Origin of the sequence: Bradyrhizobium sp. CCGB12 (assembly GCF_024199845.1) — a bacterium.
In the GTDB taxonomy this organism is placed as follows: domain Bacteria; phylum Pseudomonadota; class Alphaproteobacteria; order Rhizobiales; family Xanthobacteraceae; genus Bradyrhizobium.
The window spans coordinates 2,242,201-2,256,306 of record NZ_JANADO010000001.1 but is presented as its reverse complement, the minus strand read 5'-3'; the positions used below and the strand labels follow the sequence as shown (position 1 = coordinate 2,256,306).

Genomic DNA, 14,106 nt, shown 5'->3' with positions numbered 1-14,106 from the left:
CGGCAACACCGTAGTCGACGCAACCGAATTACTGATCAGCTCATGTTTGTAAAATGGCTGACACAATTACCCTGCTCTGCACTTGCGTCAGGGCAGGCTTGCGTGGACTATGGTCCTCCACGAACACCGGCCTGAACAATCAGTTCACACGGGAGCGACGCTGTGTCCGCAACGAGGAAAGAAGGTGCGCGCCTGCGCTCCGTCGGCAATCTGGATGTCATCAGGCGCTTCACCTGGGAGATATCGTCGATCAACATGTATCTGGAGGAGCTGCGTCAGTTCTGGGCGAGTACGCTCGGCATCAGCGGCCCGCAATGGCTGATTCTGATGGCCATCTCCGACCTCGACAAGGATGACGGCATCCCGATCAACGTCGTCTCCAAGCTCCTCCACGTCGATCCGTCGTTCGTCACCACCCAGTCCAAGCTGCTCGAGAAGAAGGGCCTGTTGCGCCGTCGCCCCTCGCCGACCGACGCCAGGGTGGTGCGGCTGTCCCTGACCGAAAAGACGCAGAAGCACCTGGCGAGCCTCAACGAGCAGTACAAGTCCATCAAGGAATTCGTCTTCCAGGAATTCGACGAGCACGAGCTGACGGAATTCACCACCAAGCTCGCGACGTTGAAGACCCGGCTAGAGAAGGCCTGCGTCCGCCTCACGCTCGACTTCTGACGGCGGCGGCGCTCAGATCCGCCCCGCAGCGCCGAGCCGCGATTCGAGCCAGTCGAAGATGTATTCGTTGACAAGACTCGGATTGTCCGCGTGCGCCTGCGCCGCGCCGGTCTCCGCTGCGGTGAACACCTTCAGCATGACGTCCGAGCTTCCGAGTCGGGACTTCTGGACGAGCTGACGCGCCCGATCGGCCTTGAGCCAGCCGTCCTCACCGAGCGTGATCAGCACCGGACAATCGGCGCTGGACGCCATCAGCGGGGCATGCGGCACCGGAACAACGCTGACGTCGCTCATCGCGAATCGGCTGGCGAAGAAAGCCCGCTCGTGCAGGTCCCACAGGCCGCCGTCGCAGACGGCGGCGGCAAGCCGCGGCTCCTGCAACACCGCGCGCGCCACGAAGGAGGAGCCCCAGCCATCCGCGACGATCGCCACGCGCTCGAAATCGACGTCGCTGCGCGTCTCCAGATAGTCCATGACGCACGGGATCGAGCTCTCGAGATCGCGGCGCCGCAGCAGCACCTCAAGATAATCGTCGCGCTGGTCGCCGAAGAGGTCCAGCGCCAGCATCGAGAATCCGCGCTCGCGCGCATGCGGCGCGAGCTTGAACAGGAATTCCTCCTTGCGGTGGCCCGGCTCGCCGATGCAGATCACGGTCGGAGCCCGGCCGCGTCCCGCCGGCGCGGGCACGAAGTAGCCCTGCAAGGCATGTCCGTCGATCCAGGGCATGGTCACAACCTCCCCGGCCGGGCCGCGCGCCGCGAGGTAGCGGCGGGCACATTCCTGCATCGCGAGCACTGCGACCCAGCGGCGCTCGTCGGCCTGGTCGAGCGGCATCGCCGCTGCACCGTAGTAGTTCATCGCACGCAGCCAGTTGCGCTGGGCCGTGGCCAGGTGGCCTTCCGCAAACGCGGCCTCGGCCCGATGGCGATTGGCCTGCGCCAGCTTCTTCCACTCGCGATGCCAGGATTGATCGTCGTCCCGCTTCAACTGCCGCGCGATCATCAGGCACTCGGCGAGCGTGGCGCCGCCCTCCTGCGCCGCGGTGAGAAGCCGCGTGAATTCAGCGGAAATATCCTCTCTCTCCGGGCAGAGCGTCCAGTCGTCGGAGAGGCATGCGGGAATCATCGGAAGCTACGCTCTATCATCGCGTTACCCCTGACTGACTAAACTATTTTAGTTCGCCAACCAAGCGACCGTGCGCCGGATGAGAGCCGTTCGAGATCACCATCGCTTGAACGCGCGGGCGTATCGCATGCGTGACATGCCAATTCGGCATGAGGCGCCGAACATTGGCAAGAGGTGGCACGCATTATCTCCGGCGCCCCTCTTGCCATGACGATGATCATGTCTACGTCAGCGCGCCCTCAGCCAAGCCGCCAGCCGACCTCCTGCGTGAAGCTTTCATAGAAGGCCCGATCGTAGGCCTGCTCCGGCGTAGCGCGCACGCGCTCGTCGAGCCGCCTGGCGTCCTCGCCGACGAGAATGCGCCAGCGCTCGGCCTTGACCCCGTCGAGAATGATCTTCGCGGCCTGCGCCGCCGTCGTCGGCGCATCCTCGAGGAAGCTGCGGGCGCGCTCGGCGAACGCCGCCTGGACGTCCTCGTCCGTCATCTTGTCGGCATCCGGCACGCCGGCCGCAACCATGCGCTTGCGGGTCAGCGCGACCTCGTCGTCGCTGAGCCGCTCCGACCCATCGGCGCTCTGCACCTTGCGTGAATTGGAGACGATTGAGGTGCCGATGTGGCCGGGCATCACCACCGAGCATTTGACGTGCGGCGCGTGCAGACGGAGGTCGTTGATCAGCGCTTCGGTAAATCCCTTCACCGCGAACTTCGCCGAGCTGTAGGCGGTGTGTGCCTGGTTCATGCCGATCGAGGCCCAGAAGCCGTTGACGCTGGCGGTGTTGACGATGTGCGCCTCGTCGGCCGCGACCAGCATCGGCAGGAAGGTGCGCACCCCGAGATAGACGCCGCCCCAGCAGATGCTGAAAGTGCGCTCCCACTGCTCGCGCGTGTTGGTGAACAGGCTGCCGCCGCCGCCGATGCCCGCATTGTTGAACAACAGATGGATCCGGTCCGTCTTCTGCTGCTCGGCGAGCTCGTCACGGAAGCGCTTCAGATGATCCTCGATCGCGACGTCGGCGACATGCGTCGTGACGCGCAGGCCCTGCGGCAGCTTCTCGACCTCGCAGAGCCGCTTGGTCTCGGCCATCGCCGCTTCCGAGACGTCGCACATCGCGACGTTGCAGCCCTCCGCCACGAGCTGCCGCACGAGCTCGCGCCCCATTCCCGTGCCACCGCCGGTGATGACCGCAATTTTTCCAGCAAAATCCTTCATGGGACTTCGGTCCCTCCCCTTGTCGGTATGTTTCTTCACAGCTAGCGCCGCTCATCGCGGCGCGCGCAAAATGTAGCAGCGCCGCATCCGCAGGTAAAAGCGGATCGGCGCTGCCATTCGACATCGGTAATTTCGGCCGGCGGACTATTCAGCCGCTTCGACGTGCTGCCCGTTCAATGCGCCGAGCGCCTGAAGCGCCTTGCGGGTCGCGGCCTGCTGCGCAGGCGAGGCCTCCGGCATCGGCGCACGTGGATACGTCTTCGGCAGGCCCTGCAGCGTCTGCGCATAGCGCGTGCAGGCCGGCAGATTGTCGGCAATGATCGCGTTCCACAACGTCAAGAGCTTCTTGTGCAGATCGAGCGCGCGCGGATGGTCACCCGCCTTCACCGCATCCCACAGCGCGACAGAGGCATGCGGCGCCGCGGTCAGGATCGCCGCAATCGAGCCGTGGGCCCCGAGCGTATAGGACGGATACATCAAGGCATCGACCGCGCTGTAGATCAGCTTGTCGGGCGCCATCATCATGAGATCCGCGAACAGCTTGAGGTCGCCCGCACTCTGCTTGACGCCGACGACCAGCGGCACCTCGGTCATGATCCGCGTCAGCAGCGCCGGCGAGAGATAAGACCACGGCACGACGTTGTAGATGATGATGGGCATGCCGGTCTCGTCGGCCATGGCGCGGAAATGCGCGACCATCGCCTCGTCGTCCGGCTTGAACAGGTAATGCACCGGCGTGACCTGGAGCGCCGCGACATTCATGTCGCGCACCAGCTTGCCGCGGCGGATCGCATCGCGTGTCGAATCGACGATGATGCCGGCGATCACGGGAATGCGTCCCTTCACCGCCTCCACCGTCGCCGCCATCAAGTCACGATACTCCTCGTGGTCGAGCGTGTGGCCCTCGCCGGTCGAGCCGCCGGCCGCAACGCCATGCGCGCCGGCGCCGATCATCCAGTCCACCTGGGGCGCCACGAGCTCAAAATCGATCTCGCCGTCCTTCCGGAACGGCGTCGTCATCGGCGGGATCACGCCGGTCGGTCGTACCTTCATGGTCTGCCCTCGCGTTTCCTTTGGTCCTGTGCCAGTCCCGCTCTTTTGACGAGTATCCGCACGGTTGCGAGCCTATCGGCTGCGCAGACCTTGTGAAGGGCCGGTTCGCGCGACGCAGCCCCCCACAATCGCTCATTCCTCCCTCATTTCCTGGGGGTTCCCGTATTTGCCCGGCTTCGGTTTAGGGGCAATTTTTTTACAATCCGAATCATCAAATGGACTCCGGACGCTGGGTCGAGTCGGCCAGGCCAGCGTGTTGTCTGTGTCACAGGCTCTGGCACTCCGCTTGCATCCTCTTCGTAGTCTGAAACTACCGATGAGGTGACAGGAATGTTCGTGACCGTCGTTGCCGTGCTCTGCCGGCTTAGCGCTGCCAGTTCAGGCAGTTGCGTCGAGGAAATCGTGACTGACAGCAACATGACGCCCGAGATGTCGATGATGCAGTGTGCGATCGGCGCACAGGCCCCGCTTGCGAAATGGATGGGCGAGCATCCGATCTATCACGCCAATTGGCGCCTCGAGCGCTACAAATGCGTGCCGGGCCATTACGAGATCAAGGGCCACGCGTAGGCCCGTAGAACTACGAGCGTCGAGGAAACGCCCTGGAGGCGCACCTTCTCCCTCCGCATGGGCTCGATAGCGCCGGCCTCATTGCGCCCGCTGCGCTCTGTGACAACGATCACGCCTTCCCTTTAGCTACCGCGCGCAAAATAATCGCACGCGCCTTGCGCCCCTCCGGCGTCGGCATCAGCGCGTAATTGTGCGGCTGGTCGCGCAGCAGATGCAGCTCGACCGGCACACCCACCGCTCGCGCTCGCTCCGCAAGATCGACGCTGTCAGGATACAGAAGGTCGCGCGTGCCCGAGAAGATCGTCATCGGCGCCAGTGCGCGGAAGGCGCCGTTGAGCGGGCTGACGAAGGGATGCCCGACGTCGAGCTCGCCGGCATAGAGCCGCCCTGCCTCGATGATCCCCGGAATATCCTGGACCGGATCGCGTGCCGCGATCGCCGCCTGCTCCGGACGGCTGACCGAGGCGTCGGCGGCGGGCGAGATCAGCACCAGCCGGGCCGGCTGCCGGTGACCGCGATCGCGCAGCCACTGGCATGCGGCAAGTGCGAGACCCGCACCGGCGGAATTGCCGACCACCGTGACCTTTGCCGCGCCTGCGTCCTCCAGCAGCATCCTGAGCAGCTCGGCCGTTGCCGGCACGACATCCTTGGCGGTCGCGCGCGGCGCCAGCGGATAGATCGGCACGACGCACGAGACGCGCGCCTTGCGCGTCATCTGGCCGACGAAGCGCCAATGCGCCGGCACGATCTCGTTGATGTAGCCGCCGCCGTGCAGGAACATGACGTAGTTGCAGCCCTCATGGCCGGACGACGGCGCGGTGTAGTACACGGGCCAGCCGCCCATCTTCGTCAGCGTTGCCTCGACGCCGCGGCCAAGTCCCGTCGGCTCGAACGAGACCGGCTGCAAGGCGAGCTTCTGCACGTGGGCCCGAACGGCCTCGGCCGACGCGAGCTGCTGCTTGTAGGGAAGCTGCCGCAGCAGCATGTTGAAGGCGCGGCTTTGCAGGCTTGGCGCGGGATCGCGCGGCGCCCGCGCACCGAACATGCAGCTATCAGGGCAGAACTGAAAGGCCGACACAAGTCTTGCAACGCTCATGGTCCGTTCTCCGCCTGGCTCGGCATCCATATGGCGACAAAGAGGCTTGCCGAAAGGCCGCCACATGCGAATATAATGCGAGTATTCGCTCGCTTTTCCTACTCGCATTCGGATCGCAAAGGCCATGGCGCGCAAACCGCCGACAAAACCCCGGAAAAATGCCTCGCAAGCGCGATCGCGCGCCACCGTCGACGCATTGATCGAGGCAACCGCTCGCATTCTGGTCCGCGATGGCTTTGAGAAGACCAGCACCAACCGCATCGCCGAGATCGCCGGCGTCAGCGTCGGCTCGCTCTACCAGTATTTTCCGAGCAAGGAGGCGCTGGTTGTCGCCGTGATCGACCGTCACAACGAGGAGATCATGAAAATCGTCCGCGCCGCCTTCGTCGAAGTCGCGGACATGCCGATCGAGAAGGCCGTACGCCGCCTCGTCACGGTCGCGATCGAGGCCCATCACATCGATCCGAATCTGCACCGCGTCCTCGCCGAACAGATCCCGCGGTCGGGCCGGCTCGCCGAAGTCGAGGCCTTCAATCACGAGGTCCACGCCCTCGTGCGCGCCTATCTCGAAAGCCGCCGCAAGGAGATGCGCAAGATCGACCCTGGCCTCGCCGCCTTCATCTGCGTCAGCGCGATCGAAGCGGTCGCACATAACACGGTGCTGAATCAGGCCGAGATGCTCACGGAGAAGACGGTGCGGACGCTGGTGGACGAGACGACGCGGATGGTGGTGGGGTATTTGAGTTAGCCGGGTGTCCCACGGCCCCTCGCCTTCAATAGCGTGATGCATCGCAGCGATAACTCACTTGCTGCGGTGCCCCCACGCTCATGCTCCGCATGTGTCGGTATGCAGTCACCATTTTGCGAGACGCGAGCGCACGTTAAGGAACACGGTTCATGAGCTTGCATTGTCGGCTTGATCTTAAATTTGTTCGTGAGGCCGACAATGCATCTTCTCATCAGAATGGTGGCGATTGCGACAGTCCCTGCTTGGATCGGATTGAATGCGGACTCTGCTGCAGCACAGGATTTCAACGACCGATGGTCCATCATTCCGAAGGCTCACGCAGAGCCGGCTCCTGGGGGACTCGAACAGAAGGAGGATGAACCGCAAGCGCCACCTCCAAACGAACAAGAGCCATTGCAAGAGCCACTGAAAGATCGCCCAGGCTTGCGATCGTTCAATCGAGTCTTTTCCGGAAAAGCCTCCTACTATTGGTATTCCAAAGGCAAGACAGCGAGCGGCTCGGTATTCAATCGGAATCACCTGACGGCAGCGCATCGCAGTCTGCCGTTCGGCACCAAGGTCCGCGTGACCCATGGCGGAAGCAGCGTCATCGTCGCCATCAATGACCGAGGCCCGTTCATTCGTGGCCGCGTGCTCGATCTCTCGCTCGCTGCCGCGCGCAGCCTGGGGATTACGGATCGTGGCGTAGCTCAGGTTCGTGCCGAGGTGTTGTAGCGGATGCCGCCCCTACGCCAATCCTAAAGCCACCGCCCGCCAGATCGTCCAGCTTGCCGCCAGCATCGAGCCAGTCCAAGACGGCCGCTTTCATATCGAGAAGATCAACGCGCCGTTTCACTAAGGGCCAGAGGGAGCGAGTTCGGCGCCGGCATAAATTATGCGGTCGAACGCGGCTGGCTCGAGTTCACGAGAGCGGCACCTTCGAGTGGCCGATTTAATCTGACGCACACGAATAGAAACGGCCCCAGCAAAAAGCCAAATTGCCAGGGCCGTTGGAGGTGCCTTGGCGGTAATGGGATCGCCAAGGTGTCATGAGTATAGGAAAAATCGGCAATCAGGTCTGTCCGATTTTACACAAATCCGGGGGCGGAGTTCCCGCTCGGGAACCGAACTGGCGCAATACGGACCGGCAGGGCTCCCCGTCCCGTCCCGGCGGTCTTGGCCAAAGATGGACGGGGAGCCGCGCGCTGGGGCCCCTGTCGCCATGACGAAGCTAAGAACTGCCATCCAGTGACGTGAAACTGTCGGCCCCGGCTGAAGCTGCATCCAACTCGAGTGTTTCGCAAATTATCGATTCTTCGTAGGTCGGGCCCGCGGCGAGCGACTAGGACGCGTGGGTGTTGATATCCACTCGTCTATTTCGTTCGGTTCTACTCGCCACGAAGGTGAGACGCCATCAGCTGTCCGGGCTGTTACACGGTATCGGCGCTTACGCAGCTTGGCTGCCAAAGTCTTCGCGCCATCTTCGTCGCGACATTCAATAAAATAACTACCGTAACAAACAACCCAGTGCCTTCGACGTACTTTTCTTTTCGATCGCGTGGAACGCTCCATTTAAGGGACCCCGTGAGTCCCCAAGCCCATCCCAGTATCAAGGCTTCATTCTTACCAAACCGTTTAAACATTATTGCGACGTCGGCAAGGGCGACGGGAAGAGATTATCTGGTGATTCCACAATGAGTGCCGCTGATGGCAAGCCGCGCGAGCCTACTCAGTGTCTCATGCGCGCGCCCCTCGAAAGACTGCTGAGAGTGAGAGGTCGCGGCATCTATTATTGAAGCCCGCCACGACCCTGCCGAGGTGCCGGCTGTGACGTGGGTTGAGTTATGTGCGCTCACGCCCCGAGCGAAAGCGCCGATTGAGGCGGCTCTCTTCTTGCCTCATGTTCTACCGATATTAAAAGTTGTAAACTGAACGAATGCAATTATCTAAGGCGCAGCAACACATTTGTGATACGAAACTAAAACAGTTTAATTTGTTTAATTTTCCAATGCCGTATAGTGGAGCAATAGCGAAGGGAGATTTCCTTATGCCCGTTCCAAACGACGATGAAGATCGCCGCGAATTTTTGAAGACTTGTGGGAAATTCGCTGCAGTGACGCCTCCAGCACTTACGATGTTGCTCTCTACTTCTATCAACTCCGAAGCAATTGCGCATTCCGGCGGGGGCGGTGTTCGCAGAGGCAACAATGGTTGGGGCAATGGCGGTGGGGACGGCAGCCCGAACGGAAAATACGATCGACATCGCTGAGGTGTGAGCGAGGAGCCGTTTCTCGATTTCCAATTGCGCGACGCCCTTCCCCCAAGAGGGCCACGCAGTGCGGCCCCAGCTTCAGCCGCCCACACCACCCGGAGCTGGGGCCGTTGCAAGCAGCAAGCTCCTTGAACCAATTCGTCGAGGGAACTTTCATTTCCGCGAAGACGTTGAGTCGGTCGTTTCGGAGTATCCGCATGCGTTCCTCGCCCTCGATTGTGCCGGCCGATCGCCTCGATCGCGACATCTACCTGGTGCTTGAGGATTTCGGCGCCCGTGCCGGTTGCGCCTGGCGCGAAACCGACGAAGCCGACACGGACCTCGAGACCGTCCTGCGGGACATGCTCTCCGGCCAATATGACTATCCACTGCGAATCGTGTGCTTCAATCCGGTCGAGGGTTGGTCGCGCGATGCCACCTCTGATGTTGCCGACGCCTTGGCCGAGCGCGCGGCCAATACCGGCGCGGAGATCTCGCCGGCGCTGCAGAACTTCATCCACGCCAACGCCAAACGGCGCATCGACGTGCAGCTCGCCCTGCCGCTTCGCGGCATCGCCTGATGCCCGGCGAAGGCAAGTCCCCTTGGCTGGACGCCTAGGGAGGAAGACGAGCATTTCATCCGCTGCGCGGTCTGCGGACAGATGCTGGACTGCGAGGTCTCGGGGAGGTCCTCGATCATCTGCATAGCCGGAAGATCTAGGAGGAGCCGACCCCAGCATTGAGCCGCCCGACGGGACGAGCTGAGCGATCTGCCGAAAACCGGCAGGAGTTCTTCCAACAAGCTAAGAGATTATTAAATGATTCCCACAATGTTAAATGCATATATTTAAATTTATAGAGGACAACGATGTCCGAGGTAATCAATTTCCCGCGCCGGCAGGAGCATCGCCCTCTGCATCCCGCTGTAGTTCGAATGCAAGGGCTCGCGAATGTATTATCTGACCTGGACGCACTAAATCTGCGAACCCAAGACGACATGCGTCGCGCTCTCTGGATTCTCGATCTCACCAACAGGTGCGTCCAAATCATTCTGACCGATTTCGAAGATGATCCGCAGATTCGGGAGTTTGTTCGGCAAGCGGAAGAGTTGACGGCTTCGATAGAGAGAGCCCGTTTCATGGTTCGGCGCATTGGCCCTTGTTTGCCTAACGCTGCCGTTCCGAGGCAGTGAAAACGACCTGGTTGCAACGTCTCACTAAGAGGTTCGGGGAGCCTGGGATATGAGGCTTGTCGCAACGCGTCAGTATTCTTTTCTCGATGTTCAAACATTGGCTGAGCGCCAAGCGCGCGACACGCTTTTTCGATACGGCGAGAATTCTTTTCTGTTGCACATGACTCCCGGTGAAGGCGAGGACGATCAACTTTTCTGGTTGGATTGCCGCGCGGCATTGCTCTGGATCAACCAGGGCGATGAAGAATACGGGTCATTCTAGGGCCGATCTAGCAGGCTGGAGCATGGTAGAGACCAGGCGTGCACCACGCTTCCGCGTAGCAAAGCCAGCGCAGATCGAGCGTGGGGGCGATAAAACCCCCTGCATAATCCGCAATATTTCGACGTCGGGTGCTGCGCTGCAACTGCTGCAATTGACTGACCGAATACCAGCCGCTTTCACATTGATCATACCGGAAGACGATCTGAAGTTGCCCTGTCGCGTGGTCTGGCGGACTCCCTTCAGGGTCGGTGTGACGTTCGTTTGAAAGTTGCTCGGGCTTGGACGGCATGTAAGTCAAGACTGGCTTACAATTCTTAGATGAACAGTTTGACGCCGCTTGGCGAATATGAGTCTTAGCGGTCTATTCGGATGTCTCGGTTGAAGCACTTACTCGCGCGCATCTTCCTTCTGAGGGTCCGATCATTCTGAACAACCAAACCGCATTCCCGTGGTCCACCCCTGAGTTTCGCCGGAAATGGCGCTTGGTCGCCAACGAGGCCGGAATTCCAAAGCACCTGACCAACATGGACAGCGCAAGGTCATCAATTCGGAACAGCTCGCGAACGTAAATGGCAAGCTATCTACAAACGGGCGGCAGGCTGCAAACCGACCGCCCAAGAACGAATTTGATTTCATTGAAGGAAATGGTCGGAGCGAGAGGATTTGAACCTCCGACCCCTAGTCTCCCAGACTAGTGCGCTAACCGGGCTGCGCCACGCTCCGAACGTCGTTCCATTAGCTAGGATCACCGCTTTGCGCAAGGCGAGGCTACACCATTTTGGTGTATCCGCGCACAGCGCCCGGAACCGCCCGCAAAGGCAGCGAAAACCGCCCTACCCGTCCTTCAACGCCTGATCCAGCATCTCCCGGCAGGCGACGAGGTCCGCGAGCGCCCGCCCCAGCCGCTCCCGGTCCAGCGCGCTGGGGCCGGCGGGCGCTGCGGCAGCGCCGCCCTTGCGGAAGGTGGTGAGGATCTCCTCGTCGTCGATCTCGGCGAAGCGGAAGTCGATGCCTTCTTCCTCGTCGCCCTGGTAGTCGTCATCGTCGGTGTCGGTGACGCCCGCGATGGGGCCTTCGTCGTCGGGCTCCATCAAGCTCGCGCCGATGGCGTCCTCGATCGCCCCGAAGGAGACCGCGGCCGCGCTGTCGGCGAGGCCCTGCACCGATTTGACGCCGTGCTCTTTCAGTATCCGCTGCACCCCGCGGATGGTGTAGCCCTCGCCGTACAGGAGCCGGCGGATGCCCTTGAGCAGGTCGACGTCGTCGGGGCGGTAATAGCGGCGGCCGCCGCTGCGCTTCATCGGCTTGATCTGGGCGAAGCGGGTCTCCCAGAACCGCAGCACATGCTGCGGGATGTCGAGCTCCTGCGCTACTTCGCTGATGGTTCGGAACGCATCCGGCGCCTTGTCCAAATGCCAATCCTTTCCGAAAGGCGGTTACGCCTCGGGTTGAGCCTTGCTGGCATCGCCATTGGTGCGGTGCTGGGTGTTGATCCGCTGCTTCAGGATCGCCGACGGCTTGAACACCATGACGCGCCGCGGCGAGATCGGCACCTCGGTACCCGTCTTCGGGTTACGACCGATGCGCTGACCCTTCTTGCGCACCATGAAGGAGCCGAACGAGGACAATTTCACCGTCTCGCCCTTCTCGAGGCAGTCGGTGATCTCCTTCAGCACGAGTTCCACGAAGGCGGACGATTCTGTGCGCGACAGGCCCACCTTCTGGTAGACGGCTTCGCAGAGATCAACACGCGTTACGGTTTTGCTTTGATCGGTCATCGCCCTGCCCCACATCACGGCGAACAATTGTTGTCTGAAATTAGGAGGTTACGATACGGCGGTCAACAGCGCTCATCAATGCGACGCATCGATAATCGGCGCTGATTCGGGCAAAATTTTATGGACTGTTGCTACCAGCGCACGAGTGCGGAGCCCCAGGTGAAGCCGCCGCCCATGGCTTCCAGCAGGACCAGGTCGCCCTTCTTGATGCGGCCGTCCCTGCGCGCCACCGACAACGCCAAGGGAATAGAGGCCGCCGAGGTATTGCCGTGCCGGTCCACCGTCAGCACCACCTTCTCCGGCGCGATATGAAGCTTGTGGGCGGAGGCGTCGATGATTCGCTTATTGGCCTGGTGGGGCACGAACCAGTCGATGCTGTCGGCATTGAGCCCGGTCGCCTGGAATGCATCGACGATCACGTCGGTGATCATGCCGACCGCATGCTTGAAGACCTCCCGGCCCTCCATGCGCAGATGACCGACGGTCTGGGTCGAGGACGGGCCGCCGTCGACGAACAGTTTTGCCTTGTGGCGGCCGTCGGAGCGCAGATGCGTGGTCACGATGCCGCGGTCGGTCGCGGCATTGCCCGGCTGTTCCTGCGCCTCCAGCACCACGGCGCCGGCGCCGTCGCCGAACAGCACGCAGGTGCCGCGATCATTCCAGTCGAGGATGCGCGAGAAGGTCTCGGCGCCGATCACCAGCGCGCGCTTGTAGGCCCCGGTGCGCAGGAAATTGTCGGCGGTGGCGAGCGCGAACACAAAGCCCGAGCAGACCGCCTGGAGGTCGAACGCCGCGCCGTGGTTGATGCCGAGCCCGTGCTGCACGGCGACAGCCGTTGCAGGGAACGTGTTGTCCGGCGTCGAGGTCGCCAGCACGATCAGCTCGATCGACTGCGCATCCACGCCGGCGTCGGTGAGCGCAGCCTGCGCCGCCTTGATCGCCAGGTGCGAGGTGAACTCGCCCTCGGCTGCGACATGCCGTTCACGGATGCCGGTGCGCTGCACGATCCACTCGTCGGAGGTGTCGATCCGCGCCGCCAGCTGGGCGTTGGTCACCACCTGCTCCGGCAGATAAGAGCCGCAGCCGAGCACGACCGAACGAATTTTCGTCACGAAACAGCCTCCTGCGCGGCCTGCACGGAACTGAGTGCACCACCCTCGCGGTTGAGCATCTGATTGATCTTGTTCAGGAGATCGTAGTGAGCCATCTCATAGCCAACATCGATCGCATAGGCAAAGCCTTCGGCGCTGATTCCGCCGTGGCTTTTGACAACCAGTCCTTTCAGACCCAGGAACACGCCGCCGTTGGACTTGTTCGGGTCCATCTTGTCGCGCAGGGCCTGGAAGGCGCTGCGCGCGAAGAGATAGCCGAGCTTGGACAGCCAGCTCCGCTGCATCTCGTTGCGGAGTAATTCCGCCATCTGGCGCGCGGTTCCCTCGGCAGCCTTCAGTGCGATGTTGCCGCTGAAGCCCTCGGTGACGATGACGTCGGCCAGCCCCTTGCCGATGCCGTCGCCCTCGACGAAGCCGATATAGTCGAGCTCCGGCAGGTTCCTCGCGCGGAGGATCTCGCTGGCCTCGCGGATCTCCTCGTGCCCCTTGATCTCCTCGGCCCCGATATTGAGCAGGCCGACCGTGGGCCGCTTCTTGTCGAACAACACGCTGGCCATCGCCGCGCCCATGAGCGCGAGCGATACCAGATGGTGCGCGTCACCGCCGATGGTGGCGCCGAGGTCGAGCACGACGGACTCGCCGCGCCTGGTCGGCCATATCCCGGAGATGGCAGGCCGGTCGATGCCCGGCAGCGTGCGCAGGTGGAATCGCGCCATCGCCATCAGCGCGCCGGTATTGCCGGCGGAGATCGCGACATCCGCCTCGCCCTTCTTCACAGCATCGATCGCGAGCCACATCGAGGAGGTCTTGCGGCCGCGCCGCAGCGCCTGGCTCGGCTTGTCATGCATGCTGACGGCGACGTCGGTATGAATGATCGTCGAGGCGGCCTTGAGCGCGGGGTGCTGTTCGAGCTCCGGCTCGATCCTGGCGCGGTCGCCGACCAGCAGGAATTCGCTGTCGCGGTGCCTGCCAAGCGAGATGGCCGCGCCCGGAATGACCACGGCGGGGCCGACATCGCCCCCCATGGCGTCCAGCGCGATACGAACCTTGCTTGGCATGA

General features: G+C 62.2%; 16 protein-coding genes and 1 tRNA gene. 8 read left to right on the top strand and 9 right to left on the bottom strand.

Annotated features, from left to right (window positions below; genetic code table 11):
• Nucleotides 1-162: 162 nt before the first annotated feature.
• Nucleotides 163-669 carry a MarR family transcriptional regulator gene (locus NLM27_RS10880; protein WP_254143302.1) on the top strand — a complete coding sequence of 169 codons (507 nt, stop codon included), beginning with the start codon at nt 163-165 and terminating at the stop codon, nt 667-669.
• Between the two features lie 12 nt (nt 670-681).
• Here the strand turns inward: NLM27_RS10880 and NLM27_RS10875 are convergent, their stop codons facing one another.
• The 3 genes from NLM27_RS10875 to NLM27_RS10865 all read right to left on the bottom strand — a co-directional run bounded on the left by NLM27_RS10875 (nt 682) and on the right by NLM27_RS10865 (nt 4,058).
• Entirely contained in the window at nt 682-1,794 is a 1,113-nt protein-coding gene (locus NLM27_RS10875; RefSeq protein WP_254143301.1) for a S9 family peptidase, read from the bottom strand.
• A 239-nt stretch (nt 1,795-2,033) separates the two neighbouring features.
• Nucleotides 2,034-3,005 carry an SDR family oxidoreductase gene (locus tag NLM27_RS10870; protein ID WP_254143300.1) on the bottom strand — a complete coding sequence of 324 codons (972 nt, stop codon included), beginning with the start codon at nt 3,003-3,005 and terminating at the stop codon, nt 2,034-2,036.
• A gap of 144 nt (nt 3,006-3,149) precedes the next feature.
• Nucleotides 3,150-4,058, bottom strand: coding sequence for a dihydrodipicolinate synthase family protein (locus NLM27_RS10865; protein WP_254143299.1), 909 nt, complete (start codon nt 4,056-4,058; stop codon nt 3,150-3,152).
• A 330-nt stretch (nt 4,059-4,388) separates the two neighbouring features.
• On the opposite strand from NLM27_RS10865, the gene NLM27_RS10860 reads away from it, so the two are divergent.
• The gene (locus NLM27_RS10860) at nt 4,389-4,628 is read left to right on the top strand and encodes a hypothetical protein (RefSeq protein WP_008548100.1); all 240 of its coding nucleotides are present in this window, start codon (nt 4,389-4,391) and stop codon (nt 4,626-4,628) included.
• Nucleotides 4,629-4,737: 109 nt separating this feature from the next.
• Here NLM27_RS10860 and NLM27_RS10855 read toward each other — a convergent pair whose 3' ends face one another.
• A complete protein-coding gene (locus NLM27_RS10855) occupies nt 4,738-5,724 on the bottom strand; it encodes an alpha/beta fold hydrolase (protein WP_254143298.1) in 987 nt (328 codons plus the stop codon).
• 124 nt (nt 5,725-5,848) lie between these two features.
• On the opposite strand from NLM27_RS10855, the gene NLM27_RS10850 reads away from it, so the two are divergent.
• The 6 genes from NLM27_RS10850 to NLM27_RS10820 all read left to right on the top strand — a co-directional run bounded on the left by NLM27_RS10850 (nt 5,849) and on the right by NLM27_RS10820 (nt 10,421).
• Nucleotides 5,849-6,472: a TetR/AcrR family transcriptional regulator gene (locus tag NLM27_RS10850; protein WP_254143297.1), complete on the top strand. Its 624-nt coding sequence runs from the start codon at nt 5,849-5,851 to the stop codon at nt 6,470-6,472.
• Between the two features lie 198 nt (nt 6,473-6,670).
• On the top strand, nt 6,671-7,186 hold the full coding sequence (locus NLM27_RS10845) for a septal ring lytic transglycosylase RlpA family protein (protein ID WP_254143296.1): 516 nt from the start codon (nt 6,671-6,673) through the stop codon (nt 7,184-7,186).
• Between the two features lie 1,312 nt (nt 7,187-8,498).
• On the top strand, nt 8,499-8,720 hold the full coding sequence (locus tag NLM27_RS10835; RefSeq protein WP_254148794.1) for a hypothetical protein: 222 nt from the start codon (nt 8,499-8,501) through the stop codon (nt 8,718-8,720).
• Between the two features lie 200 nt (nt 8,721-8,920).
• Nucleotides 8,921-9,283, top strand: a complete 363-nt coding sequence (locus NLM27_RS10830) for a hypothetical protein (RefSeq protein ID WP_254143295.1) — start codon at nt 8,921-8,923, stop codon at nt 9,281-9,283.
• Between the two features lie 660 nt (nt 9,284-9,943).
• The gene (locus tag NLM27_RS10825; RefSeq protein ID WP_254143294.1) at nt 9,944-10,156 is read left to right on the top strand and encodes a hypothetical protein; all 213 of its coding nucleotides are present in this window, start codon (nt 9,944-9,946) and stop codon (nt 10,154-10,156) included.
• Nucleotides 10,134-10,421, top strand: coding sequence for a PilZ domain-containing protein (locus tag NLM27_RS10820; RefSeq protein WP_309144742.1), 288 nt, complete (start codon nt 10,134-10,136; stop codon nt 10,419-10,421). Before NLM27_RS10825 ends, NLM27_RS10820 begins: the two co-directional genes overlap by 23 nt.
• A 380-nt stretch (nt 10,422-10,801) precedes the next feature.
• Here NLM27_RS10820 and NLM27_RS10815 read toward each other — a convergent pair.
• From NLM27_RS10815 to plsX, 5 genes are all read right to left on the bottom strand, one after another.
• Nucleotides 10,802-10,879: transfer RNA gene (locus NLM27_RS10815), tRNA-Pro, on the bottom strand.
• Nucleotides 10,880-10,989: 110 nt separating this feature from the next.
• A complete protein-coding gene (locus NLM27_RS10810; protein WP_254143292.1) occupies nt 10,990-11,568 on the bottom strand; it encodes a MerR family transcriptional regulator in 579 nt (192 codons plus the stop codon).
• Nucleotides 11,569-11,592: 24 nt separating this feature from the next.
• Nucleotides 11,593-11,934: an integration host factor subunit alpha gene (locus NLM27_RS10805; RefSeq protein ID WP_197489460.1), complete on the bottom strand. Its 342-nt coding sequence runs from the start codon at nt 11,932-11,934 to the stop codon at nt 11,593-11,595.
• Nucleotides 11,935-12,065: 131 nt separating this feature from the next.
• Nucleotides 12,066-13,046, bottom strand: a complete 981-nt coding sequence (locus tag NLM27_RS10800) for a beta-ketoacyl-ACP synthase III (RefSeq protein ID WP_254143291.1) — start codon at nt 13,044-13,046, stop codon at nt 12,066-12,068.
• Nucleotides 13,043-14,104, bottom strand: a complete 1,062-nt coding sequence (plsX, locus tag NLM27_RS10795; RefSeq protein ID WP_254143290.1) for a phosphate acyltransferase PlsX — start codon at nt 14,102-14,104, stop codon at nt 13,043-13,045. Before plsX ends, NLM27_RS10800 begins: the two co-directional genes overlap by 4 nt.
• Nucleotides 14,105-14,106: the final 2 nt, after the last annotated feature.